This is a genomic window from Stutzerimonas stutzeri (genome assembly GCF_009789555.1).
GTDB classification, from domain to species: Bacteria; Pseudomonadota; Gammaproteobacteria; order Pseudomonadales; family Pseudomonadaceae; genus Stutzerimonas; species Stutzerimonas stutzeri_R.
Genome location: NZ_CP046902.1, coordinates 3607357 through 3633280, shown reverse-complemented (window position 1 = coordinate 3633280; position 25924 = coordinate 3607357). Strand labels below are relative to the sequence as shown.

At 63.3% G+C, this 25924-nt stretch carries 21 protein-coding genes; 13 read left to right on the top strand and 8 right to left on the bottom strand.

The window, feature by feature from the left end:
• Nucleotides 1-56: 56 nt before the first annotated feature.
• Entirely contained in the window at nt 57-410 is a 354-nt protein-coding gene (locus GQA94_RS16640) for a RidA family protein (protein ID WP_158189059.1), read from the bottom strand.
• A 28-nt stretch (nt 411-438) separates the two neighbouring features.
• Nucleotides 439-1680 (bottom strand): D-amino acid dehydrogenase, encoded by a 1242-nt coding sequence (locus tag GQA94_RS16635; RefSeq protein ID WP_158189058.1) that lies wholly within the window; start codon nt 1678-1680, stop codon nt 439-441.
• Between the two features lie 124 nt (nt 1681-1804).
• Between GQA94_RS16635 and GQA94_RS16630 the strand changes: the two genes are divergently transcribed.
• Nucleotides 1805-2716: a LysR family transcriptional regulator gene (locus GQA94_RS16630; protein ID WP_158189057.1), complete on the top strand. Its 912-nt coding sequence runs from the start codon at nt 1805-1807 to the stop codon at nt 2714-2716.
• A gap of 76 nt (nt 2717-2792) precedes the next feature.
• Entirely contained in the window at nt 2793-3941 is a 1149-nt protein-coding gene (zapE, locus tag GQA94_RS16625) for a cell division protein ZapE (protein ID WP_158189056.1), read from the top strand.
• On the opposite strand, the gene GQA94_RS16620 is transcribed toward zapE, so the two are convergent.
• Entirely contained in the window at nt 3929-4207 is a 279-nt protein-coding gene (locus tag GQA94_RS16620) for a peptidylprolyl isomerase (protein WP_158189055.1), read from the bottom strand. The genes zapE and GQA94_RS16620 overlap by 13 nt on opposite strands.
• Before the next feature lie 246 nt (nt 4208-4453).
• Between GQA94_RS16620 and GQA94_RS16615 the strand changes: the two genes are divergently transcribed.
• From GQA94_RS16615 to GQA94_RS16600, 4 genes are all read left to right on the top strand, one after another.
• A complete protein-coding gene (locus GQA94_RS16615; RefSeq protein WP_158190141.1) occupies nt 4454-5539 on the top strand; it encodes a gluconokinase, GntK/IdnK-type in 1086 nt (361 codons plus the stop codon).
• Between the two features lie 40 nt (nt 5540-5579).
• Nucleotides 5580-6857: a TRAP transporter large permease gene (locus tag GQA94_RS16610; RefSeq protein ID WP_158189054.1), complete on the top strand. Its 1278-nt coding sequence runs from the start codon at nt 5580-5582 to the stop codon at nt 6855-6857.
• A gap of 104 nt (nt 6858-6961) precedes the next feature.
• Complete coding sequence (locus tag GQA94_RS16605; RefSeq protein WP_158189053.1) at nt 6962-7978, top strand: TRAP transporter substrate-binding protein; 1017 nt, start codon at nt 6962-6964, stop codon at nt 7976-7978.
• Between the two features lie 67 nt (nt 7979-8045).
• Nucleotides 8046-9065: a LacI family DNA-binding transcriptional regulator gene (locus GQA94_RS16600; RefSeq protein ID WP_158189052.1), complete on the top strand. Its 1020-nt coding sequence runs from the start codon at nt 8046-8048 to the stop codon at nt 9063-9065.
• A 35-nt stretch (nt 9066-9100) separates the two neighbouring features.
• Here GQA94_RS16600 and GQA94_RS16595 read toward each other — a convergent pair whose 3' ends face one another.
• A complete protein-coding gene (locus GQA94_RS16595; protein WP_158189051.1) occupies nt 9101-10015 on the bottom strand; it encodes a LysR family transcriptional regulator in 915 nt (304 codons plus the stop codon).
• Nucleotides 10016-10156: 141 nt separating this feature from the next.
• Between GQA94_RS16595 and GQA94_RS16590 the strand changes: the two genes are divergently transcribed.
• Nucleotides 10157-11383, top strand: coding sequence for an acyl-CoA dehydrogenase (locus GQA94_RS16590; RefSeq protein WP_158189050.1), 1227 nt, complete (start codon nt 10157-10159; stop codon nt 11381-11383).
• Nucleotides 11384-11513: 130 nt separating this feature from the next.
• On the opposite strand, the gene GQA94_RS16585 is transcribed toward GQA94_RS16590, so the two are convergent.
• Together GQA94_RS16585 and xthA are read right to left on the bottom strand one after the other, a co-directional pair.
• On the bottom strand, nt 11514-12887 hold the full coding sequence (locus tag GQA94_RS16585; protein WP_158189049.1) for a substrate-binding domain-containing protein: 1374 nt from the start codon (nt 12885-12887) through the stop codon (nt 11514-11516).
• Nucleotides 12888-13034: 147 nt separating this feature from the next.
• Nucleotides 13035-13847 carry an exodeoxyribonuclease III gene (gene xthA, locus GQA94_RS16580; protein WP_158189048.1) on the bottom strand — a complete coding sequence of 271 codons (813 nt, stop codon included), beginning with the start codon at nt 13845-13847 and terminating at the stop codon, nt 13035-13037.
• A 163-nt stretch (nt 13848-14010) separates the two neighbouring features.
• On the opposite strand from xthA, the gene GQA94_RS16575 reads away from it, so the two are divergent.
• The 6 genes from GQA94_RS16575 (at nt 14011) to GQA94_RS16550 (ending at nt 23988) form a co-directional block, all read left to right on the top strand.
• Complete coding sequence (locus GQA94_RS16575) at nt 14011-14649, top strand: GNAT family N-acetyltransferase (protein ID WP_158189047.1); 639 nt, start codon at nt 14011-14013, stop codon at nt 14647-14649.
• Between the two features lie 144 nt (nt 14650-14793).
• Nucleotides 14794-16521 carry an autotransporter assembly complex protein TamA gene (locus GQA94_RS16570; protein ID WP_158189046.1) on the top strand — a complete coding sequence of 576 codons (1728 nt, stop codon included), beginning with the start codon at nt 14794-14796 and terminating at the stop codon, nt 16519-16521.
• Between the two features lie 56 nt (nt 16522-16577).
• Nucleotides 16578-20210 carry a translocation/assembly module TamB domain-containing protein gene (locus GQA94_RS16565; RefSeq protein WP_158190140.1) on the top strand — a complete coding sequence of 1211 codons (3633 nt, stop codon included), beginning with the start codon at nt 16578-16580 and terminating at the stop codon, nt 20208-20210.
• 392 nt (nt 20211-20602) lie between these two features.
• Nucleotides 20603-21955: an alanine/glycine:cation symporter family protein gene (locus tag GQA94_RS16560; RefSeq protein WP_158189045.1), complete on the top strand. Its 1353-nt coding sequence runs from the start codon at nt 20603-20605 to the stop codon at nt 21953-21955.
• A 50-nt stretch (nt 21956-22005) separates the two neighbouring features.
• Nucleotides 22006-22506: a thiol peroxidase gene (gene tpx / locus GQA94_RS16555; protein ID WP_158189044.1), complete on the top strand. Its 501-nt coding sequence runs from the start codon at nt 22006-22008 to the stop codon at nt 22504-22506.
• Between the two features lie 306 nt (nt 22507-22812).
• Nucleotides 22813-23988 (top strand): NAD(P)-dependent oxidoreductase, encoded by a 1176-nt coding sequence (locus GQA94_RS16550; protein WP_158190139.1) that lies wholly within the window; start codon nt 22813-22815, stop codon nt 23986-23988.
• A gap of 162 nt (nt 23989-24150) precedes the next feature.
• On the opposite strand, the gene GQA94_RS16545 is transcribed toward GQA94_RS16550, so the two are convergent.
• Both GQA94_RS16545 and GQA94_RS16540 read right to left on the bottom strand, forming a co-directional pair.
• Nucleotides 24151-25446: a TRAP transporter large permease gene (locus tag GQA94_RS16545; protein WP_158189043.1), complete on the bottom strand. Its 1296-nt coding sequence runs from the start codon at nt 25444-25446 to the stop codon at nt 24151-24153.
• Nucleotides 25436-25912, bottom strand: a complete 477-nt coding sequence (locus tag GQA94_RS16540; protein ID WP_158189042.1) for a TRAP transporter small permease — start codon at nt 25910-25912, stop codon at nt 25436-25438. The genes GQA94_RS16545 and GQA94_RS16540 overlap by 11 nt, the downstream gene beginning before the upstream one ends.
• Between the last annotated feature and the right edge of the window lie 12 nt (nt 25913-25924).

Genomic DNA, 25924 nt, shown 5'->3' with positions numbered 1-25924 from the left:
ATACCGATCGAGCACTCATCGCGCCTGCCACCGCCGGGCCAAGGCGGCGCGGGGGTTCAGGCGCAGGTGGCGATCACCATGATTTCCACCAGCACGTCGGCTGAGGCGAGGCGGGCTTCGACGGTGGCGCGGGCCGGTGCGCACCCCTCGGGCAACCATTCGCTCCAGACCGCATTCATCGCTGCGAAATCGGCTTCGATGTCTTTCAGCCAGATCTGCGCGCTGAGCATCCGCGAGCGATCAGAGCCGGCTGCGGCGAGCAGACTGTCTATTTTCGCCAAGACCTGGCGGGTCTGATCGGTCGCGTCAACGCTGCGGTCATCCGGCACCTGCCCGGAGAGAAACACCAGGTCGGCAAAGGTGACGGCGGCGGACATGCGTGCGTTCGTGTTGATGCGCTGCAAGGTCATGTGGGTTCCTCCCGGGTCTGTCGTGGAATCAAGCAAGGGTCAAGCCATCCAGTGCAACGGCGGGGCGCTGGTCGCCGATCAGGTCGCAGAGAAGGTCGGCGCTGCCGCATGCCAGGGTGAACCCGAGGCTGCCATGGCCGACGTTGAGCCAGAGATTATCGAGCGCAGTGGCGCCCAACAGCGGTGTTCCCTCAGGCGTTGCTGGCCGTAACCCTGCCCATTGCGTGGCGTTGCGATAATCGCCTGCGGCGGGAAAGGTCTCGCTGGCGAGGCGCTGCAACATGGCAATCCTGCCCCGATCGAGTCCGGCATCCCAACCGCCTATATCCACCATCGCGGCCACTCGCAGACTGTTGCCCAGGCGCGCGTAGACGACCTTGTTGTCATAGTCGGTCACGTTGGTTTCCGGAATCCCGGCATAACGGGCCAGCGGTAGCGTCAGGCTGTAGCCCTTGAGCGGATAGATCGGCAGGTCGATCCCCAGCGGGCGAAGCAGTGGCACGCTGGCGGTACCTGCGGCGATTACCAATTGATCCACGTCCAACCGCTGCGGGCCGAGGCTTAACGCACGAATCCTGCCGTGCTCGCGGTGCAGCGCGGTAACCGTCTGGCCGCAAAGCAAGTGAAATCGCGGTGATTGCTCCAGCCGTTCGAGCAGCCGCCGGCAGAACGAGTGACAGTCGGCAACCTCGTCGCCGGGTGAGTAGATGCCGCCGTGCATTTGCTTGGCCAGGGGAAGCAGGGCTGGCTCGATTTCGGTGCACCGCTGGGCATCGAGCACCAACTGGTTCGCAGATTCGTCGAGCCCGGCCGCTGCCTTGGCGAAGTGCGACCGGTCACGATAGATCACCAGCTTGCCATTGGCGCGCCAGGCAAAATCGCTCAGACCGTCCTCTTCACGCCAACGACGCAATATCTGCTGGCTGTGCAGGGCAAGGCGCAGCAGGTGCGCCGCGTTTCTTCGATTGGTTGACCGCCGACAGGCGAATAGAAAACGCAGGCACCAGCGCCACTGCTCGGTACTGAGCCGCGGACGGAAACGCAGAGGGGCGTCATTACCGCGCAGTAGCCAGCCCAGCGCCTGCAAAGGCACACCCGCGTCGGCGAGCGGCGATACGTAGCGGTAGCTCAGCTGGCCTCCGTTGGCAAAGCTTGTCTCGAGCGCAATCTGGTCACGCTTTTCGATCAGTTCGACCTGATGGCCCTGGCGAACCAGCGCGTACGCTGTGGTCAGACCGATGACGCCGCCTCCGATAACCGCGATTCGCATCGTGTCGCTCCCTGAATTCTCGTGGAGCAAGCCTAGGAGCAAGGCGAGCGAAGCGGCCAATGAAAGGATGGAGGCGAGGCATAACCGGAGGTTATGCTCCTGCGGTACACCCAGAGGATTGCCCATGCGCCTTCGCCACATCGAACTGTTCCAGGCGATCTTGCAAACCGGTAGCCTGACCGCTGCTGCCCAATTGCTGCACATTTCCCAGCCGGCGGCGAGCAAGATCCTCAAGCATGCCGAGCAGCAGCTCGGGTTCGCCTTGTTCAGCCGTGTCAGGGGCAAGCTCCAGCCGACCGCCGAAGCGCGCATCTTGCAGCAGGAAACCGAGCGGCTTGCCGCAGACCTGCAGAATCTCCGGCGGCTGGCCGGTAACATCGGTCGGGGTGAAGAGCGCGCACTGCGGCTGATCTGCACACCGGCGCTGGCACAGGCGCTGGTTCCCGAAGCGCTGCGCCGCTGGCGTGCACGCTTTGCCAGTACTCAGTGCCACCTCGCAACCCAGCACACCACGGAAATCATCGAGGCGGTGCTGCTGCGTGAGGCCGATCTCGGGCTGACGCTGCAAGCGGTGGAGCATCCGGGTCTGAGCAGCCAGGTTCTCGCACAAGGGCAGATGATGGTGATCGCCCCGGCCGGCTGGTGGCCGCAGCAAGCGCTTGCCCAACCCTTTCGGCTCGAGCAACTGGCCGATGCCCCGTTGATCGGTCTGGATACGCGCGATGCACTCGGCGGGCTGCTGCGTGGACACCTGGAGGCCCTCGATCCGCCGCCGCGCATCGATACCTGGGTGCAGACCTACCAGCTGGCGCGCACCCTGGTCGCGGCCGGGCAGGGACTGGCATTGGTGGACCCGATCACCGCTCAGGCAGGTGGCGACCAACGTATCCAGGCACGGCCTCTGGAGCCGCTGATTCCCGTCCCGCTGTATGCGCTGGCAAGAGCGCAGGAAGCGGCGTCCGCAGCCCAACTGGAACTGCTCGAGCAGGTACGGTTGCAGGCCGACAGGTTGATGGGCGGGCAGCCTCGCGCATAGTTTCCCGCTGGCGCGTCCCGCCTTGCGGCATGCCTGCGTTACCATCGCATGCCATCTTCACTCACGACCTGTCTGCATGGACCACCAATCGCCGCAAGCCCGGTATCAGCAGGCCATTGCTCGTCAAGGCTTCGCCAGCGACGCCGCTCAGCTACGTGCGGTCGATCTGCTGCAGCGATGCCACGAAGCGCTGCACGACCCGGCGGCCCCGCAACCTGCATGTGGCATCTACCTGTGGGGCCCGGTCGGACGTGGGAAAACCTGGCTCATGGACCTGTTCCACGGCAGCTTGCGGGTGCCGTCACGTCGGCAGCACTTTCATCATTTCATGCGATGGGTGCATATCCGGCTCTACCAGCTCAACGGAACCGCCGATCCGCTGCAGGCACTGGCCCGCACGCTGAGCGAGGAGGTCCGGGTGCTGTGCTTCGACGAGCTGTTCGTGGGAGATATTGGCGATGCGATTATCCTGGGGCGCTTGTTTCAGGTGATGTTCGAGCAGGGCGTGGTCATCATCGCCACGTCCAATCAGCCGCCAAACCAGTTGTATGCCGATGGCTTCAACCGTGAGCGCTTCATGCCGGCCATCGAGGCTATCGAGCAGTGCATGCAGGTCGTGAATGTCGACGGCGGCGAGGACCATCGGCTGCGTCCTGGCGCGGCGCGGCAGCGTTACTGGATCAGCACGCCAGGGGGCAGCAGCGCTTTGCAGGCCGTGTTCGATGATCTGGCGGCGGGACAGGCTATCGATTCCGAGCCGCTGACCCTCGGGCGCCGTCCGCTGCTGACGGTGGCGCGCAGCGAGTCGGTGGTCTGGTGTCGTTTCGTCGACCTCTGCGAGCAGCCATTTTCGGCGTTGGACTTCATCGAGCTGTGCGATCGCGCTGTGGCGATCCTGATCAGCGAAGTACCGGCGCTCGGCAGCCGGCAGAGGGCAGGGCGAATCGCGCGCGGTACCGAAGATGCCGCCGAGCGAGTCGAGGCAGGGGATCGCGAGCTGCCGAAGCTGGCTGCCCGCGACGACGCGGTCCGGCGTTTCATCGCGCTGGTCGATGAGTGCTACGACCGCGCTGTGCCGCTGTACCTGGAAGCGCAGGTGCCGCTGGACGCCTTGTATACCGAGGGTTATCTATCGTTTGCGTTTCGTCGCACGCTGAGCCGGTTGCACGAAATGCAGTTGCAACGGTTCGGTGCGACCGAGCAGAACCCGGTTCAGTCGCGGTAGAACACCTGTACCAGGTGGTAGCCGAACTGGCTTTTCACCGGGCCATGTATCTCGCGCAGCGATTTCTTGAAAATCACCTGATCGATGCTCCGGACCATCTGGCCCGGACGGACTTCGCCCAGATCACCGCCTTTCTTGCCGGACGGGCAGGTCGAATATTTCCTTGCCAGCACATCGAATGCCTCGCCCCCGGCGATGCGCTTTTTCAACTGTGCGGCTTCGGCTTCGGTCTTGACCAGAATGTGGCGCGCCATGGCTTTGGGCATGTTTGGTTTTCTCCTCGGATACGGCGGCGATTGTAGTCAGGGTCGTGACAAAACCGAAGCGACATCCTGGTGGCCCCGACCGCCTGTCGACCGCAACTCCTGACGAATGGTAGTTATGGCGGCCGTATGTTAGCGCTACCATCTTGCTTGACAATCATAAACGCAGCACACCGATGCTGCTGGAGATCGAGAGTGGATCCCCGTTCCCACAACGATATTCCCGCGTCCTTTCGCGCGTTGGTAATCATGGGCGTCAGCGGTTCGGGCAAGACCGATACCAGCCACGCGGTTGCCGAAGCACTCGGTTTTCGGCATATCGAAGCCGACCATTTCCATCCCGAAGAAAACGTCGCTCGCATGCGCGCCGGCACGCCACTGTCGGATGCCGATCGCGTCGAATGGCTGCGCAAGCTCATCACCGAGATGCAGCGCGCCATCGAGGATGAGGTGGGCTTCGTGCTCGCTTGTTCGGCACTCAAGCGTCGCTACCGCGACCTGCTGCGCGACGCGGTGCCTTCGTTGCGCTTCGCTCATCTGTCAATCGACTACGACACGGCGGTGCGGCGGGTCGGCGGACGCACCGGTCACTTCATGCCCATTTCTCTGGTGGACAGCCAGTTCGCCACGCTCGAATCTCCCGAGGGCGAACCCGGCGTGCGGGTGGTCGATGCCAGCCAATCGCCCGAGCGCGTTTCGGCTGAGATAGTCGCCTGGATGAACGCGTCCGGCCTGGAGATTGCCGGGGGCGAAGACCATTCCGCGGGGCCGCTTGATCGCGCCGACAGTGCGGTGGGACATGGCGCTGGGCTGACTACCACGCCCATTTACAGCGGAAGGATTGCCCAAGGGTTCGACCGTGCGACCGACTGGCTGATGGCCGCGCTGCTCGCATTCATGGTGGTCGTCGTGTTCAGCAGCGTCGTGCTGCGCTATGCGTTCGGTACCGGCTGGACTGGCGCCGAAGAGCTGTCACGGTTGGCATTCGTCTGGCTGGTCTTCGTGGGCGTTGCCTCCAGTATGCGTCGTGGCGAGCTGATGGCGTTCAGCATGATCCGTGACCGTTTCCCGGCATTGTTCCGCCGTCTGGTCGACTCCATCAGTTGGTTGATGGTGGCGGTCGCCAGCGGGCTGGCCGCTGTGGGTGGATGGAACCAGATGCAGTTTGGCTGGAACATCAACAGCCCGGTGGTGGGCTATCCGCTGGCCGTTGCGATGTTGCCGGTCATGGCCAGCATGGTGGCGTTGACGGTGCTGGCGTTGGTGCAGCTGGTCAACGTCTGGCGTCGTGAGCCGCAGCAATCCGGCGCTGACGCAAACGTAACGGCTGACTGACTTCCAATAACAACAGGGCAGCGCCCGCCGAGGTTCCAGCATGACTGTCGTGGTCTTCCTTTCATCACTGTTTGGCTTCATGGCCTTCGGCATGCCAATCGCTTTTGCGCTGATACTCACCGGCGCGGTACTGATGTGGTATCTGGATTTCTGGGACGTGCAGTTGCTCGCGCAGAATCTGCAGGCCGGTGCGGACAGCTTTCCGCTGCTGGCGGTGCCATTCTTCATTCTGGCCGGTGAATTGATGAATGCCGGCGGGATCTCGCGACGGATCATCAACATGGCGCAGGCCTATTTCGGGCACAAGCGCGGGGGGCTCGGCTATGTCGCGATTGCCGCCTCGGTGCTCCTGGCCAGCATGTCTGGTTCGGCCTTGGCCGACACCGCGGCGCTGGCGACACTGCTGCTGCCGATGATGCGCGAGCGCGGTTATCCGCTGAGTTCTTCATCGGGCCTGGTCGCCGCCGGCGGGATCATCGCGCCGATCATTCCACCGTCCATGCCCTTCGTGATCTACGGGGTGGTAACCAACACCTCGATCAGCCAGCTGTTTCTGGCCGGCATGGTCCCAGGCCTGATCATGGGGGTCGGACTGGTGATTGCGTGGACGCTGATTGCCCGCAAGATCGAAGAGCCACCGCAGAAGAAGGCCACTGGGGCCGAACGACGCAAGGCGCTGGTCGATGGTGCTGCCGCGCTGATGTTGCCGGTGATCATCGTAGGTGGCCTGCGTGGTGGATTGTTCACGCCCACAGAGGCGGCTGTGGTAGCCGCGGTCTACGCGCTGGGTGTGTCGACGCTGCTGTACCGTGAACTCAGCTGGACAGGGGTGATCGAGGTGCTGACGCGCGCCAGCCGTACCACGGCATCGGTGATGTTTCTCTGCGCCGCCGCCATCGTCTCGGCGTACATGATCACGCTGGCGCAGCTGCCTGACGAGATTGCCTCGATGCTCGGTCCGCTGGCCGAGGATCCGAAGCTGTTGATGGTCGCAATCATGCTGTTGATGATCGCGATCGGCATGGTCCTCGACCTGACGCCGACTATCCTCATTCTCGGGCCGGTGCTCGCGCCCATCGCCGTCAAGGCCGGCATCGATCCGGTGTATTTCGGGGTGATGTTCGTGCTGATCGGTTCAATCGGACTGATCACCCCGCCCGTCGGCACGGTGCTGAACGTCGTCGGTGGGATAGGGCGGTTGCGCATGGAGACGCTGGTGCGCGGCGTCACACCGTTCTTCTGTATCTACCTGGTCATCGTCGGGTTGTTGGTCGCCGTACCGTCGATCATCACCGTGCCCCTGCAATGGCTGCGCTGAACCGTGAGGCTCGTTCCGGTCGACAGGGCCGCACCGGGTTCGTCGCGCTACTCGCTAACCCATCTTCCCAACCCACACATCACAACAACAAAAGGTATGACAGCATGAAACGCTTTCTCATAGCCGCGCTGGCGGCCACCACGCTCGGCAGTGCCATCGCCTCGGTCAGCGCCCAGGCGGCTGACGATATCCGCCCGCGAATGATCCGCTTCGGTTACGGGCTCAACGAGGACAGCAACCAGGGAAGGGCGGCCAAGGTACTGGCCGAAGAAATCGCCAAGGCATCCGATGGCAAACTCAAGGTTCGCACCTATGGTTCGGCCAGCCTGGGTTCGGATGACCAGATGCAGAATGCCTTGATGGGTGGCGCGCAGGAAATGATGGTCGGCTCCACTGCGACACTGGTCGGCATCGCCAAGGAAATGGCCGTCTGGGATACGCCGTTTCTCTTCGAGAGCGAGAAGCAAGCCGACTACGTGTTGGACGGTCCGGTCGGGCAGAAGGTGATGGATGCGCTGGAGGCGAAAGGCCTGGTCGGCCTCGTCTACTGGGAGAACGGTTTCCGGAACCTGACCAACAACGTGCGGCCCGTGGAGACGATGGAAGACTTCAATGGCATCAAGCTGCGCGTGATGCCCAACCCGGTTTTCATCGACACGTTCAAGCAGATGGGCGCCAACGCCGTGCCACTGCCGTTCTCCGAACTGTTCACCGCGCTCGAAACCAAAGCGGTCGACGGCCAGGAAAACCCCTACAACACCATACTGTCGTCCAAATTCTACGAGGTGCAGAAGTACCTGAGCGTCACCAACCACGTCTATAGCCCGTGGATCGTTACGGCGTCCAAGCGCTGGTGGGACGGTCTGTCCGAAACCGAGCAGAACATCATCATGGAGGCGGCCCGGAAATCGCGCGACTCGGAGCGCGCCGACACCCGTGCCGAGGCGAGCGAAGCACTGGCGCAGATCGAGGAAAAGGGGATGGCGATCAACAAGGTCAGCCCCGAGGAAATCCAGCGTATGCGCGAGCAGGCCAAGCCGGCGATCCAGACCGTGGTCGATACCGTGGGCGAGCCGCTGTTCAACGAAGTCCAGGCGGCCATCGCAAAAGCGCCGAAGTGAGGGCCTGCGCCCCGCAGGGGGCGCCACCGCGTTATAGAATTCTCGTCCCTGGTAGTTGGATGTCGCTATGAGTTCTCGCCGCCGTCGTTCCCTGGAACGGGCCACGCTCTCGGACGTTGCCCGCCATGCCGGCTGTTCGTTGATGTCCGCTTCGCGAGCCTTGTCCCAACCCGAGCGGGTGTCGGACGCGTTGCGCGAACGGGTGATGACAGCTGTCAAGGCGTTGGGCTACGTCCCGCACACAGCGGCACGAAACCTCGCCAGCGCGCGCTCGAATCTGGTCGCGGTGATCATTCCATCGCTGTCGAACGCCGTATTCGTCGATACGGTGGAGGCGGTTCAGCGCGTGCTGATGCCGGCCGGCTACGAGTTGATGATCGGCGTCAGCCATTACCGGCCGGATGAGGACGAACGCCTGTTGCGCGCCTACCTGGCGCATCAGCCGGCCGGTTTGCTGGTCACCGGATTCGAGCGCAGCGATGCCGCTAGGGAAGTGCTCGGCAGCTACACCAGCCCGATCGTGACGCTGATGGAGCTGAGCGATGCGCAGGAGGATTATTGCGTCGGCTTTTCCCAGTACGAAGCGGGCGCCGCGATGACCGGCAAGTTGCTCGAACGGGGCTATCGCAACATCGCCTTCGCTGCCGCCCAGCTCGACCCGCGGACACTGCAACGTGCGGAGGGTTACCGCCAGGCGATGCGCGACGCATCGGGCTACGCCGCGGCGTTCGAACTGCTGACGCCGGAGGTCTCGTCCATCGGCCTTGGCGCGCAATTGCTGGACCGGCTGCTGGCGCAGCACCCTCAGATCGATGCGATTTTCTTCAACAACGACGACTTGGCGCTGGGCGCGCTGTTCCGCGCTCGGCAGCTGCAGCTCGCCGTGCCGCAACGGCTGGCAATTGCGGGCTTCAACGATCTGCCGGCCGCCGCCTGGATGCATCCTGCGCTGACCACGGTACGGACCATTCGTGGCGAAATCGGCACACTGGCCGGGCAGATGCTGCTCAGCCTGATGCGTGGCGATACGCCGCCGCAACGGCGAATCGATGTGGGCTTCGAAGTGGTGATGCGCGAAAGCGCATGACTGGATGCCGGCAAGAGGGCCTGCCGGCGGTGTGACTACTCGGCGCGTTGCGCTGCCGTGACCTGCTGAGCGATCTCGATCATCTGCTCGCGCATCCAGCGGTTGGCTGGGTCCTGGTCGGTGCTTTCATGCCAGTAGATGTGCGTTTCCAGCGGAGGAATATCCACCGGCAGCGGCACCTGATGCAGATCGTGACGACGGGCGAAGCGTTCGGGCACCGTCACCGCCATATCGGTGTGCTGAATGACCTGGGTCGCCATCATGTAGTGCTGCGAACGCAGGGCAATCTTGCGTTGCTGGCCCATCTTGCCCAGGGCGAGATCGATCATTCCAAGGCCGCTGCGCCGGCTGGAAATATGGATGTGCGACAGGGATAGATATTCCTCGACGCTGAGCTTGTCCTTGGCCAGCGGATGGCCGCGACGCATGGCGCACACGTAGCGATCTTCGAGTAACTTGACGTGGCGCACCTGCGGGTCCGTGTTGAGCGGGGCGTCCATCGCAAAGTCCAGTCGCCCGGCGGCCAGCTCCTTGGTGGTCTCGCGACGTTTGGCGAGCATGCTTTCGATCTTCACGTTCGGCGCCAGCCTGCGCAAGCGCTGGAACAGCGGGGGCAGTACGACCGCCTCGGTGAGGTCGGTCATGCTGATGCGGAACGTCTTGTTCGCCTGCAGCGGATTGAATGTCCGGCTTTCCTGCACCGAAACCCGCAGCAACTGCAACGCGTTGCGCACGGGGCCGATGATGTTCTGAGCCATCGGCGTCGGCACCATCCCCTGCGCGGTACGCACGAACAGCGGGTCGTTGAAGGTTTCACGCAGGCGTGCCAGTGCGTTGGAAACGGCGGGCTGGGTGATGCCGACGATCTGCCCGGCACGCGTCAGGTTTGCCTCGGTGTAGATAGCATCGAAGACAATAAACAGGTTGAGATCGACCTTGTTCAGGTTCATTTCCGCAAGCTCTCCGGCTGGGTTGTCTGCGCCGATCATATATCGGTTATGAATGTTTATACACGAGGAAAATAGCTTAGATAAATCCATACCCCTGCACTAGGATTCCTTCCAAATCACCTAATCCGAAGAAGGTTGCCCATGGATTTCGCCTACTCCCCCAAGGTTCAAGAGCTGCGTGAGCGCGTCCAGGCGTTCATGGATGCGCACGTCTACCCAGCCGAGAAAATCTTCTACCAGCAGGTCGGCGAAGGCGACCGTTGGCAGCCCACCGCGATTGTCGAGGAGCTCAAGGCGAAGGCCAAGGCCGAGGGACTGTGGAACCTGTTTCTACCGGAATCCGACCTCGGGGCGGGGCTGACCAACACCGAATATGCACCGCTTGCCGAGATCATGGGTAGCTCGGGCCTGGGCCCGGAAGCCTTCAACTGCTCGGCACCGGATACCGGCAACATGGAAGTGCTGGTGCGCTATGGCAGCGAGGCACACAAGAAGCAGTGGCTCGAGCCGTTGCTGCGTGGCGAAATTCGCTCCGCCTTCGGTATGACCGAGCCGGGCGTGGCGTCGTCGGATGCCACCAACATGCAGGCCCGTGCGGTGCGCGAAGGCGACGAGTGGGTGATCAACGGTCGCAAATGGTGGACCTCCGGTGCCTGCGATCCGCGGTGCAAGGTGATGATCTTCATGGGGCTGACCAACCCGGACGCGCCGCGCCATCAGCAGCACTCGATGATCCTGGTACCGATGGATGCGCCAGGTCTGAAAGTGCTGCGTCCATTGCCGGTGTTCGGTTATGACGATGCGCCGCACGGTCACGCCGAAGTGCTGCTGGAAAACGTACGCGTGCCCTATGAAAACGTGCTGCTCGGCGAAGGGCGCGGCTTCGAGATTGCGCAGGGCCGGCTTGGTCCTGGCCGTATCCACCATTGCATGCGCTCGGTCGGCGTCGCCGAACGTGCCCTGAAGCTGATGTGCGAGCGTTCGGTGAACCGGACAGCCTTCGGTAAGCCGCTGGCGCGCCTGGGGGCCAATCTCGATCACATCGCCGAGTGCCGGATCGAGATCAACATGGCACGCCTGCTGACACTGAACGCGGCCTACATGATGGACACGGTGGGCAACAAGATTGCTGCCAGCGAGATCGCGCAGATCAAGGTCGTCGCGCCGAATGTGGCACTGAAAGTGATCGACCGCGCCATCCAGATCCATGGCGGTGCCGGCGTCTCCGAAGATTTCCCGCTGGCACACTGGTGGGCGATGCAGCGTACGCTGCGCCTGGCGGACGGCCCGGACGAGGTACATCGCGCCTCCATTGCCAAGCATGAGTTGGGCAAGTACTTCCCCCGGGAAATGCTGCGCAGCCGCTGATCGGCGGTGTCACCCGCATGCGAAGCCATGCGAAATGGCTTCGCGTTCATGCAGCGCTGGTCCGGCCTGCTCTGGCTGCCGCGGGGGCACAAGGCAACGACCGGTACGATGCCGACCGTTTCCTCGGTGCTCAATATACCCACACCTCGACTCGTCTGTTCTTGATGCGACCGCTCCCATTGTTGGACGCGACAGGTAGCTGGTCGCCCAGGCCCGAGATGTCCTTGACGAGTATTCCTCCACGCGACAATTCACGACGAACCGCCATCGCGCGCAACTTCGACAGCAGCGTGGTGCGTGCCCGGTCTCCTTTCGCGTCGCCGAAGCCCACCAGCACGGCTGCGTTCAGCGTCTTGTCGGTCGCCTGCAGGTAGTCGATCAGCCGACTGACGTCGCGTTGAGCCTTGTTGTCCAGGCGCGCGCTGCCTTCATCGAAACGGAAATTGACGGTCAATCGCTGCGCCTTGCTGGCCAGCTCCTGATAGAGCGGCGGCATGCCTGCCTCGGCGGGAAGCCTGATCGCCGAGATGGCCTGGGCGATATAGCCGGACTTCGCCACGATGGCCTGGCCAGCAGCGCTGTGTACGAACTCGAGATAGGCGCGGGTCCAGTCTGACTGTCGGCCTGGATCGGCGTAGAGGAACAGGCGACGCGATAGCGGATAGTCTTCGGTCGCGACCAGCGCGGTGGAGGGAGGCATCGGCTGCGAGTCGCCATCGGCGATGGCCAGCGCCTTCGATGCGCCGACCGAGGCGAGGCCGACGAATCCGATCGCGCCAGGACGTGTGCTGACCGTTTCGGACAGCGCATCGTTGGACTCGTAGCGCGCCGAATTACTCGCCAACGTCCTGTTCTGCGTGCCGAGCACCAACTCCTTGAAGGTGTCGTAGGTGCCGGACTGGTCGTCCCTCGCGTGCACCTCGACCGCGAGATCATCGCCACCCAACTCGCGCCAGTTTCGGATTTCACCCGCGAAGAGGCGGGCGACCTGCTCGACGTTGAGCGAGGCGATTCGGTTGCCTGGGTGGACGATGATCGCCAGCCCGTCGATGGCAATGATCTGTTCGGCCTGTGCGCTGCGCATATCGCCCAGTTCGGCAAGGCTATCGAACTCACTCTGCTTGATCGGGCGCGATGCGGCGGCGAGATCGGCGGAGCCATCCTTCAGTCCGGCAAATCCCGTGCCTGTGCCGTGCGCGGCGACCAGGGCGTGAAGCGTGCGACCGGAACTGTCGACAGCGCTCACGCGCTGTTCGTTTTCGCGGCCAGCCGAGGCGATTCGTACCGAGCCCAAGCCCTTCGCTTCGAACATGCCGGCAATCAGCATGGGCGCGAGCTTGGCGCCGACGGTGTTCGATCCGTGTATGCGCAATATCGGGCCGTCGCCCGCGGTCGGCACCACAGTGGCTCCGCTCACTGAAGCGGGCCCGACACTGAACAGGCCGAGAAACGCCAGGCGCAACAACCGTTTCCCTATGGTGCGCGCGGACGCGGAAAATGCCATGCAGCCACTCCCTTTCAAAGAAGCGGGGAGAGTAAGACGCATTGTTTGCGGTTATATGACGGCACGCTGACAATCGTGCGATAGGAGGCGCCGGTGCGCGGATGATCGCGACACGGCGCCAGCGCTGCTGGGGTGACGTGGCGGGCGTTAGCGCAGTTCGATCCAGACCGGACAGTGGTCGGAAGGCTTTTCCATGCTGCGGATGTCGTAATCGACGCCACAATCGGTGACGCGGTCGTGCAGGCCGACCGTGGTCAGGATCAGGTCGATGCGCAGCCCTCGGCGCGGATCATCTTCGAACCCTCGGCTGCGGTAGTCGAACCAGCTGAAGCGATCAGCTACCTCGGGGTTGAGCGTCCGGAAGCTGTCCTGTAGGCCCCAGTTCTTCAGGCGTGCCAGCCACTCGCGCTCTTCCGGCAGGAAACTGCATTTGCCTGTGCGCAGCCAGCGCTTGGCATTCGCCTCGCCGATGCCGATGTCGCAATCTTCTGGCGAAATATTGAAGTCGCCCATCACCGCAACCGACTGGTCGGGGGTGAAGCGCTCCTCCAGCAAGGCTTGCAGGTCGGCATAGAATTTGGTCTTCGCCGGAAACTTGGTGGGGTGAATGCGGCTTTCGCCCTGCGGGAAATAGCCATTCATGACGGTGACCGGCAGCCCTTCTCCGTCGGCGAAGCGGCCCCAGATGAAGCGTTTCTGCGACTCCTCGCCATCGCCCGGGAAACCCTTGTGGATTTCCAGCGGAGGCTGCCGTGACAGCAGCGCGACGCCGTAATGGCCTTTCTGACCATGGAAATGGACGTGATAGCCGAGCGCTTCGATCTCCGCCTGAGGAAACTGCTCGTCGGCGACCTTCGTTTCCTGCAAGCCGATGACGTCCGGCTGGTGCTTTTCGATCAGGGCTGCCAGTTGGTGAGGTCTGGCGCGTAACCCATTGATATTGAAAGAAACAATCTTCATGGATTCTGGCTCCGGCAAAAGCGGGATTCTAATCGTTTCGCCCCGCCCGGCGCGAGCCGTATCGAGCGAACCGCCATCGGCGCGCGCGGACGCGGCACAGCGGCGGTGCGGGTGCTAACGTGACAACAGTGCACTACAACAACAAGATCGAAAGAGACCCGCCATGCCAATGCCTGCCGAAATACGAATGCTGGACAGTGGTTACGCCCGTGAAGCCCGCTCGCTTCTATACAACGCCTACCGGCACGAACCCACGTTCGCCTATCTGTTCGAATCCGATCGGCCCGGTTACGACCAGCGCGTGCGTGCAACGGTGCGTGAGTTGGTCAACCAGCATTTTCTGCAGGACCAACCTTCGCTGGGTTTGCTGGTCGATGACCGGTTGATTGCCGTTGCGCTGATCGCCCCGCCGCAGCGGCGCCTCGATATCACCGAGAGCTGGGCATGGCGCATGCGCATGCTGCTGACCGCCGGGTTTCGCTGCACCCGACGGTATCTGAGCTACCACACCGCGGTGCTCGGGTGCCTGCCGCCGGGCATATTCCACGTGTTGCCGCTGATGGGTGTGCACCCGCAATACCAGGGGCAACACTACGGCGAGCAGCTTCTGCAAGCGTTGCACAATTGGTGTGCGGAGGACGCCACCTCCCAAGGGCTGGTGATCGACACCGGGAACCCTCGTTATCTGAGCTTTTACGAGCGGCAGGGCTATGAAGAGGTGGGACAGGTCGCCATAGGGCCAGTGGTCGAGCACGTGTTCTTCCATCCCGCTCCGCGCCAGGTAGAAGCCAACCGGGGCTGAGGCGAATTTTGCCAGGTGCGCACAGTCCAACCAGAGGATGTCCCACGAAGCATTTCCAATGCCCAGCCTGACGCTGTATGTGCCGTGCCATACGCATCGACGCCGCCCCGAACTTCGGTCGGTGTCGTGCTAAGATCGTTCGCCATGCGCATATCCTCTGTTGGTCGAATCGTCCCGGCTGGCCTCGCCTTGTTCGTTTCCACGAGCATTTGCTCAGCGGAACTCGATGTCAGGGTCGAGCCGTCCAATCGTGCGCTTCGTGAGAACGTCGAGAACTACATCGGCGAGCTGGGCGACCGTAACGAGCAGGAGCTGCTGCGTTACAGCCGTATCGCCCAGGAGCAAGCGGTGAAGGCGCTGCAGGCGCTGGGTTATTACAACGGCCAGGTCGAGTCCGAGGTGAGCGGCGGCGACACTCCGCAGCTCAGGCTGCGCATCCAGCCGGGCGAGCCCGTCAGGTTGCGCAATATCACCCTGCGCGTGGAAGGTCCTGCGGCTCAATTGCGTGAGTTTCGGGTGCCTCGCAATACGCTCAAGGCCGGTGGTGTGCTCAATCACGGCCAGTACGAAGATGTGAAGCAGCAGATCCTCAACCAGGCCTCGCGCTACGGATTTTTCGACGGACGATTCACGCGTCAGCGCCTCGCGATCGACCCTTCGGTGAACGCCGCCGATGTCGAACTGGTGTTCGAAAGCGGCCCGCGCTACGTGCTGGGCGAACTGCGCTTCGAAGGCGACTCGCCCTTCGATCCGGATCTGCTGGCGCGCATGGTGCCGTTCGAGGCCGGGACGCCGTATGACTCGGAACGGGTCGCCGAACTGAACCAGGCGATGCAGTCCAGCGGGTATTTCGAAGGCGTGCGGGTTGACGCCAACCCTGCCAATGCCGAACGACAACGCATCCCGGTTGCGGTGCAACTGACCACGCGTGACCCCAGAACCCTGGGGCTCGGGCTTGGGTTTTCCACCGACGTCGGGCCGCGCATGCGGCTGGATTTTCTCCGCCACTGGGTCAATCCCCAGGGCCATAGCTACGGTATCGAAACAGAATTGTCGGCTCCACGGCAGAACGTCGGGCTCTGGTATGACGTGCCGCTGGACCCGCCGCTGACCGATAAGCTGCGTTACGCCGGCGGTTACCAGTTCGAGCAACTGGCCGATAGCGACAGCGAGAGCCGGCTGCTGACGGTAGGCCCCGAGTGGCATCGCAAACTGCCCAGTGGCTGGCAGCGGGTCTGGGCGCTGAAATGGCGACACGAGCAATACGAGCTGGGCGACGATTCGGGCGTCAGCACGCTGCTGATGCCCGGCGTGGCGTACAGCTATCTGCGCAGCGACAACCGTATCGATCCAAGCCGCGGATACCGGCTGGAATTTGAATTGGCGGCGGCCAAGGAAGGGCTGTTGTCCGATGCTGACCTGATCCATGCGAACACGACGGTCAAGGGATTGATCACGCTCGCGGGGCGCCATCGGTTGCTCGGTCGTGTGCAGGTCGGTGGTAACTGGACCAATGAATACACCAACGTACCGCCGTCGCTGCGCTATTTCGCCGGTGGCGACCAGAGCGTGCGTGGCTACGACTACCAGAGCCTGTCACCGACCAACTCGGATGGCGACCGCATCGGTGGCCGTTATCAATTGGCGGTCAGTGCCGAGTACCAGTATTCGCTGACAGACAAATGGCGGGTGGCGACGTTCGTCGATCAGGGTAACGCCTTCAATTCGCTGGAGTTGCCTTCGCTCAAGAGCAGCGTCGGCCTGGGGGTCCGCTGGGTGTCGCCGGTCGGGCCGATCCGCCTTGACCTGGCGCACCCGCTCGATGCCGAAGGGGGCGTGCGGCTGCATTTTTCCATGGGGCCGGAACTGTGAGGCGCACGGGGCGGGTCGTCGGTTGGACGCTGTTGGGGCTGCTGAGCGTGCTGCTGATGATTCTGCTCGCGGTGGGTGCGCTACTGGGCACCAATGCGGGCAGTCGCTGGGTCCTGAGTCATATTCCCGGGCTGCAGGTCGAGGAATTTAGCGGGCGCCTGGGTGGCGCGTGGCAGGCGCAACGGCTGACCTGGGAGCAGGACGACAACCGCGTGTCGGTGCATTCGCCGCGCATGGCGTGGTCACCGCTGTGCCTGCTGCGCATGACTCTGTGTGTCGAGGAACTGGTCGTCGGCGATGTCGATCTGCAATTCCCGCCCGGCCCAGAGGACGACGGTCCCGCCGAACCGACCCGTCTGCCTGACGTGAAACTGCCGCTTGAATTGCGCATCGAGCGGATCGAGGTCGGCAGGCTGCGCCTCAATGACGGGGAGCTGTTGCAGCGTCTGCGGCTGCGCGCCGATTGGCGTCAGGAGGGCCTGGATATCCGCGCATTGCATCTGCGTCGCGAAGATCTCTGGCTGGACATGAGCGGCCGTTTGCAGCCGAGCGGCGACTGGCCCCTGGAACTGGCCGGCGATGCGGCGCTTCGCTCGCCCGATGGGCAACCCTGGGCCGTCAGGATCGCGCTGCAGGGCGCGCTACGCGAGCACCTGGCGATCGAAGCCCAGAGCCAGGGCTATCTGCAGGCCACGCTCGATGGGCGCATACGTCCGTTGGAGCCGGAACTGCCAGCGAACCTGTCATTGCGGGTGAACGGCTTCAAGGCGACCGCAGAACTGCCCGATGCGCTACGGCTGGATAGGCTCGAGTTGAAAGCCGATGGCGACCTCGAGCGCGGTTACCGCCTGGTCGGTGACGGCAGCCTGCAAGGCGAGGGCGGTGCGGTCGGCGTCAGTCTGAACGCGGTGGTCGATGCCGCTCATGCGCAGATCGAGGCGTTGCAACTGGTGGCTGCTGAAGGGCAGCGGATCAGCCTGAGCGCAACGGCAGGCTGGCAGGAAGGGCTGCAGGGTGAGGTCGACCTGGCCTGGCGTGAATTCCCCTGGCGCCGGCTGTACCCCGATGTAGAAGAGCCGCCGGTGTCGCTGCGAACCTTGAACGCACAGCTGCAGTATGACGACGGCCGCTATCTGGGCAACTTCGATGCGGCGATGACCGGACCGTCCGGTGATTTCACCCTGCGGAGCCCAGTCAGTGGCGACCTCGAAGAGGTGCATCTGCCGCAGCTCGAACTGCGCGCTGGACAAGGGCAGGCAACGGGCACTCTCAGTGTTGGCTTCGCCGATGACCTCACCTGGAATACCAGGCTGACGCTCAGCGAACTCGACCCATCCTATTGGGTCGCGGAGCTACCTGGGCGGTTGGCTGGCACGCTTGACAGTCACGGTGCCGTGCGCGGTGCGCAGGTGCAGGCACTGGTGGGCCTGGACCTGAACGGCACGTTGCGCAGGCAACCGCTCACGTTGCAGTTGCAAGCGAGCGGGCAGGACGCCACCTGGGATGTGCCGAACATCGACCTGCGTCTGGGCGACAACCGTGTCCAGGGCAACGGACGCTGGGCCGATACCCTGCGGGGACGCCTCGAGATGGATTTGCCGCGTCTGGCGCAGCTGTGGCCCGATCTCGAGGGGCAACTGACCGGCAACCTCAGCCTGGCGGGCACACCGCAAGCACCCCAGGGCGAGTTGACGCTCGATGGCCGCGACGTCGCGCTGCAAAGCAACCGGGTCGCACGCCTGCAACTGGCCGCCAGCCTGAAGGAGCGCGAGCGCGGGCAACTGCGTCTTACCGCTGCCGGATTGCAGGCTGGCGATACCGACCTGGGCCAATTGCGAATGGACGGGGAAGGTGATCGGCAGACCCATCAGATCGATCTGAGTCTGCAGGGACCGCTTCTGAATCTGGCCCTGGCGCTGCAGGGCGGGCTGCACGGCGGCGATTGGCGAGGGCGGCTGGTACGCGCCGAGCTGGACGCCGAGGGCCAACAATGGGCCTTGCAGCAACCGGCGACGCTGCAGCGGTTGGCCAGCGGTCGGCTGACACTGGGCGCGCATTGCTGGGGCTCCGGTCCCGCCACGCTGTGCGCCGAGGACCAACGGCTGATGCCTGATCCGCAACTGCGCTACCGCCTGCGCGACTTTCCGTTGGAATCGTTGGCCGCTTATCTGCCCGACAATCTGGCGTGGGAAGGAGAGGTCAATGCCGACCTGTCGCTTGACCTGCCCAGCGCTGGGCCCAGCGGGGCGATCCGGGTCGATGCGGGGCCGGGTACCCTGCGCATGCGCGAGGGCGAGCAATGGCTGGATTTTCCGTACACGACGCTGGCGTTGAACAGCGAACTGACACCGAAGCGGGTCGACAGCCGGCTGCGCTTCGAGGGTGGCGAACTCGGGTCGCTCGACGTGCGCCTGCAGGTTGACCCGAGCACTGAGGCCAAGGCGATCTCCGGCGCATTCCGGCTGCGTGATTTCGACCTAGGCGTAGCCCGGCCGTTCGTGACTCAGGTCGAACGGATGAGCGGGCAGTTGAATGGCAATGGCGAGCTGTCCGGCACCCTGCAGCAGCCGCAGGTCAACGGTGAGCTGAGATTGAGCGACGCCGAGATTGCCGGCAGCGAGCTACCGGTCAGCTTCGAGCAGTTGCAACTGCGGGCCGTCATCGACGGCGAGCGCGTCCGGATCGATGGTGACTGGCGCAGCGGCGAGCAAGGGCGTGGCGGTATCGCCGGTACCCTGGATTGGCGCGACGCACTGGATCTGGACCTGCGCGTGAAGGGCCAACGGCTGCCGGTCATCGTCGAGCCTTATGCCGAGCTTGAGATCGAGCCGGACCTGCGGCTGGAGCTGGCCGATGGCCAATTGGCCGTGAGTGGCAAGGTCCTCGTGCCACGCGGCGATATCAGCGTTCGCGAGTTGCCGCCGTCAACCGTCAGGGTTTCCGAGGACGCGGTGATCGTCGGAGCGCAAGCCGAAGAAGCCCAGGCGCCAATGGCCATCCGGATGGACATCGACGTCGAGGTCGGCCAGGACCGTCTACGATTTTCAGGCTTTGGGCTCACCGCCGACCTGGTGGGATACGTACACATCGGCGACAACCTCGATACCCGAGGCGAGCTGAATCTCAACAATGGGCGGTATCGCGCCTACGGGCAGCGGCTGACGATTCGACGTGCGCAGTTGCTGTTCACCGGTGTGCTCTCTCAGCCGTTCCTGAATATCGAGGCCATACGAAGGATCGAGTCGGATAACGTCATCGCCGGCCTGCGCATCACCGGCAGTGCGGAACAGCCCAGAGTCGATGTATTCGCCGAGCCGGCGATGAGTCAGGAGCAAGCATTGTCATACCTGGTGCTGGGCAGGCCGCTGGGAACCGATTCCGGCGATAACGACATGCTGGCGCAGGCGGCGTTGGGGCTGGGCCTGGCGGGTAGCGCATCGTTTACGGGGAATGTCGCCCAGCGCCTGGGCATCGAGGACTTCCAGCTCGACACCGAAGGCAGCGGGACCGAAACCAGCGTCGTTGCCAGCGGGCGCCTGACCGACCGCCTGACGCTTCGCTACGGCGTGGGCGTCTTCGAGTCGGCCAATACCGTTGCCCTGCGATATCAATTGACCAAACGCATTTTTCTCGAAGCGGCGAGCGGGCTTGCCAGCTCGCTCGACGTCTTCTACCGGCGCAATTTCTAAGGCCGCGTCTGCGCGCCCATTTCGCGCTGCAGCCACTGGCGACAAGGCGTGCCTGAGCTACGCTGATGAGCTTGCGAAGCCGGCAATCGAGCCTCCACACGAGGGCTGCTCAGCGGGTAGCCCAAGGCTGCCATCGGAACTGGCAGGGTGTCGCGCCAAGCGCCCGCGGTGGTGGTAGGATCGCTCGGTCGCATCTTGCGTGGCGGTCATTGCAGGGCTCCAGCATGAGTTTTGCAAGTGCCCGGTCGTGCCCAGCACATGAAGTCGGGGCCGTTACCGAATCGCTTCGGCACGGGGTTCGAACACGGCGTGCCATGCGCTGCATCTGGACGCCGCTCCGACGCGAGCCGCTCGGGCAAGGATGTCTAACATAATCAATAAGGGTGCCTTGAATGGAATTCCTGCAAAACCTGGTCAATAGCATTAACGGTCTCGTCTGGGGACCACCCATGCTGGTGCTGATCCTTGGCACCGGTCTCTTCCTGATGCTGATGCTCAAGTTCATGCCGCTGGCGCGTATCGGCACCGGTTTCGCACTGATCTGGCGCGGACGCGTCAAAGGTGACGAGGATTCGGGCGAGATCAGCCCGTTCCAGGCGTTGATGACGTGCCTGGCCGCGACGGTCGGTACCGGCAACATCGCCGGCGTCGCCACGGCGATTTTCCTCGGGGGCCCCGGGGCGCTGTTCTGGATGTGGTGCACCGCGCTGGTGGGCATGGCCACCAAGTACTGCGAAGTCGTGCTGGCGGTGCATTACCGCGAGAAGGACGACCGCGGTGAGCATGTCGGCGGGCCGATGTACGCCATCAAGAACGGTTTGGGCAAGCGTTGGCTGTGGCTCGGTGGCGCCTTCGCCATCTTCGGTGGCCTGGCTGGTTTCGGCATCGGCAACATGGTGCAGGTGAACAGCATGGCACATGCGCTCGAGGCCACGTTCTCCGTGCCGGTGTGGGTGACCGGTCTGGTCACCATGCTGTTCGTCGGGCTGGTCATCCTGGGCGGTATCAAGCGGATCGGCAAGGTGGCCGCGGCGCTGGTGCCTTTCATGTGCGTGGCGTACATCATCGCCGGCGTCACGGTGCTGGTGGTTCATGCCGAGCAGATTCCAGCGGCATTCGACCTGATCTTTACCCATGCCTTCTCGCCCATCGCGGCCACGGGCGGCTTCGCCGGCGCAGCGGTCATGGCCGCTATTCGCTTCGGCGTCGCCCGCGGGATCTTCTCCAATGAGGCGGGTCTGGGGACAGCCGGTATCGCCCAGGCAGCCGGTACCACCCAGAGTTCGGTACGCTCGGGCATGATCGGGATGATGGGCACCTTCATCGATACCATCATCATCTGCACCGTCACGGGGCTGGCGATCATCTGCTCGGGCGTCTGGACCGGAGGCGAAAGCGGTGCCGCACTGTCTGCGGCCGCCTTTGAATCCGCCATGCCGGGCTTCGGTGGCGCCGTGCTGACCATCGCACTCGTGGTATTCGCCTTCACCACGATTCTGGGCTGGAGCTACTTCGGCGAGAAGTGCTGGGAATTCATGATCGGCACCAAGGCAATCTGGCCTTTCCGTGTGATCTGGGTACTGGCCGTGCCGTTCGGAGCGATCGCCCAGCTGGATTTCGCCTGGTTGCTCGCCGATACGCTCAACGGGCTGATGGCGATTCCCAACCTCATTTCCCTCATGCTGCTGAGCCCCGTAGTGGTCAAGTTGACCAAGGAATACTTCGCTCGTAACCAGGCGGCGTGATCAATCCGGGCCGCGGGCTTACCCGTGGCCCACGACCAACAGGAGTCCACATGACTGACGTAACCTTAAGAGGCAACCCAATCCAGATCGCCGGCGTTTTTCCGCAGACGGGCCAGGCTGCCAAGCCGTTCAGCCTGGTCGGCGGCGACCTGGCTGATGTCACGCTGAGCAGCTTTGCGGGTAAGCGCAAGGTGCTGAACATCTTCCCGAGCATCGATACGCCGACATGCGCCACCTCGGTGCGCAAGTTCAATGCCCAGGCCAACGAGCTGGCCAATACCGTCGTGCTGTGCATTTCGGCTGACCTGCCGTTCGCGCAGAAGCGCTTCTGCGGCGCGGAAGGCCTGGATAATGTCATCAACCTGTCGACCATGCGCGGCCGGGAATTTCTCGAAGACTATGGCGTGTTGATCGCCACGGGCCCGCTCGCAGGCGTAAGCGCGCGTGCGGTCGTCGTACTGGATGAGCAGGATCAGGTCCTGCACAGCGAGCTGGTCGCCGAGATCGGCACAGAGCCGAACTACGAGGCGGCAATGGCGGCCCTGAAGTAACGGCGTTCGATAGGAGGCGGTGCAATGCCGCTTCCTTTTGCGCCTTAATCTGGCGACAAAAATACAACCTGCTGTCCCCCTTTCTTGGCCATTAATCAATTGGCTCAATTGCTCTGCAAACGCTTAGCTTGAGGCATTCACACGCCTGATGAGCGCAGCCGCGTCAGGAGATGGCGTTAGGCCAGATTTTTTTATTTTGCTACAAAATCTTTTTCTGCCGCTGCGGTCAGAGCATTCGTTGCCCATTGAATGGATTCGCTTATGTCTACCTCGCCTACCAAGAAGATCGGTGTATCCGGCACAGGAATGATCGCCCACTGTTTTATCCGGCTGATCAAGCAGCACTACCAGGATCTCGAGATTTCCCGTGTACTGACACGCCGGCCGTTGAGCGCTTTCAGCGACTTTCCGATGGCTGAGCGGCTCACCAATTCCATCGACCAGTTGATCGACGAGGCTGATCTTATCGTCGAGTGCAGTGGCGATGTCTTCCACGGCACCGAGGTCATCGAGCGCGCCTTCGAGGCTGGATTGCCTGTGGTGACGATCAATGCGGAACTGCAGGTGACCACCGGCTCCTATCTGGCCGCCAAGGGGTTCATAACGGAGGCGGAGGGCGATCAGCCCGGTTCATTGGCGGCCCTGCACGAAGAAGCTTTGATGATGGGCTTCAAACCCTTGGTCTACGGCAACATGAAAGGGTACCTGAACCACGACCCATCGCCGGAGGACATGACCTATTGGGCGAAACGCCAGGGCATCAGCGTCGACCAGACCACCTCGTTCACTGACGGCACGAAAGTGCAGATCGAACAGGTGATCGTTGGAAACGGCCTGGGCGCGACCATCACCAAGCAGGGGCTCGAAGGGCTGGCCTCGACCAATCTGACGGAAACCGGAAACCTGTTGGGCATGATGGCCGAGCGCCTCGGCCAGCCCTTCGTCGACTATGTCATTCCCTCCGGCTATCCGGCGGGTGGCGTGTTCCTGACCTGCCGGCACGATGACGACCAGCGCGCCGCCATCGAGTATTTCAAACTCGGCGCAGGCCCCTATTACACACTGGTGCGACCCTTCCACCTGTGTTCGCTGGAAGTGGGCAAGACTGTGCGTCGTGTGCTCAATGGCGGCGGCGTGTTGCTGAACAACTCGACCGCGCCAACGCTGGGTGTGGGCGCCATCGCCAAGCGCGCCATGCGCCCGGGTGAACTCATCGAACGTGGGATCGGCGGGTTCCAGTTCCGTGGCGAAGCACTCAAGCTCGACCAGAACCCGGACCACGTGCCGATCGGCCTGCTACGCAAGACGGCGCTCAAGCGAGCGGTCGAACCCGGTCAGTTGATTACCTTCGATGACATCGACATCCTGCCCAGCCGAGCGCTGGATATCGTGATGCAGCAGCGTGCGGAGCGGGCTGCCGCGTCCACACAGGCACCGGCGACGAGCCTGCCGCCGGTCGGGATGGTTGCGGTAGGCGGTTGAGTGCGGCGCGCCGTCGCCTGAACGACCGGGGGCGATCCCGGCATGACGTCAGGGCGCGCGCCTTGACGTCCCGCCTATCCTGCCAGCGGTTGTATCGCGGGGGCTTGTTCCCGTCGCTGGGCCCCGTTGATGTCACGGGGCCCATGGTGAGATAGCGGCCAGCTAGACCGCGTAGCCCAACACCCTCGGAAGCCACAGCGCGATTTCGGGAAAGACCGCTACCAGCACCAGGGCGCTTCCCATCACCAGAACAAACAGCATCGCCCAGCCGACCGTCTGCTCCAGGCGTATCTTGGCGACCTCGGCGGTGACCATCAGATTGATCGCGACCGGTGGCGTGAACTGGCCGATGGCGATGTTCATCGCCAACAGGATGCCGAACCAGACGGGGTTCCAGCCGAAGTGCTGCATGACCGGAATCAGGATCGGCATGAGGATCAGGTAGATGGAAATCGCATCCAGCAGCATGCCGGCCAGCAACACGGCGATCATGACCAGGATCAGCAGTACGGTCGCGTTGTCCGAAAGCGATATCAGCCATTCGGCGAGGTGACGGAACGTACCGAGCATGGTGCCAGCCCAGGCGAAGATACCCGCCAGGGCGATGATCAGCATTACCACGCCGGAGATGACCGCGGCCTCGCCGCAGAGCTTCCAGAGGTTGCGCCAGTCCAGTTCTCGGGTGACGAACAGGCCGATCAGTACGCCATAGGTGACGCCCGCCACCGCTGCTTCGGTCGGTGTGAACAGGCCGCTGCGCAGGCCTCCGAGGATGAGCACAGGTGCGAACAAGGCTGGCAGCGCCTGACGGAAACTTTCGGCCAAGGGTGGACGCTCGGCACCTTCCGGGGTTTCCCAGCCGTAGCGACGGGAGAGCAACCAGGCCGGCAGCAACAGCACCAGCCCGGCGATGATGCCCGGGAACAGGCCCGCCGCGAACAGTGCGCGCAAGTCCACACCCGGCACGACGATGGAATAGAGAATCAGCGCAATGGACGGCGGGATCAGGATGGCGGTGGACGCCGAGGCGGCGATCAGCGTGGCCGAGAACGGCTTCGGGTAGCCGGCGCGGGTCATGCTCGGGAGCATCACCATGGCCACCGCCGCGGCGTCCGCGGGGCCGGATCCGCTCATGCCGCCCATGATCAGGCAGACCAGAACGGCGACCATGGCCAGGCCGCCGTGCCGTGGGCCGATCAGTGCTTGCGCGAAGCGCACCAGACGCAGCGCCACGCCGGATTTCTCGAACACCAGGCCGGTGAGGATGAACAGCGGAATCGCGATCAGCGGGTATTTGGCGACCCCGTTGTAGGTATTGGTACCGAGCGTCGCCAGCATGTCCGGCGAGAGCCCTGCGAGGATGCCGACGGCCCCCGATAGCGCAAGGGAAAAAGCCACCGGTACGCCGATCAGCAACAGCAGCAGGAAACTGGCGAGCATCCACACGTCAGGGCTCATCGGACAACCTCCCGCGCAACCGGTCGAGGGTCATCTGGGTCAGTCGCACGGCCATCGCCAGGGCCAGCAACGGCAGCCAGACCACGTACCACCAGTTCGGCAGTCCGAGGCCGGGCGACTGCGACTCCCACTGATATTCTTCCAGCGCAAACAGCCCGCCGAACCAGGCCACGAGCCCGAGTACCGCGATGCTTGCAATCCATTGGATGATGATCAGCGGCGCGCGCAGGCGCGGGAACAGTCGTTCGATCAATCCGATGCGAATGTGCCGGTTGCTGCGCATGGCCACCGAGGCACCGGCAAACGTCAGGATGACCAGCAGAAAGACGGAGAGCTCTTCGGTGAAGGCGAAGGAAGCGTTGGTGAAATAGCGCACCACCACGTTGGCCACGCTGATCAGGCTGATGATCACAAGGGCCAGGGTAGCCAGCACGCGCTCGAGGCGCGCGTCCTGTCGATTGTTCATGGTTTTCCTCTG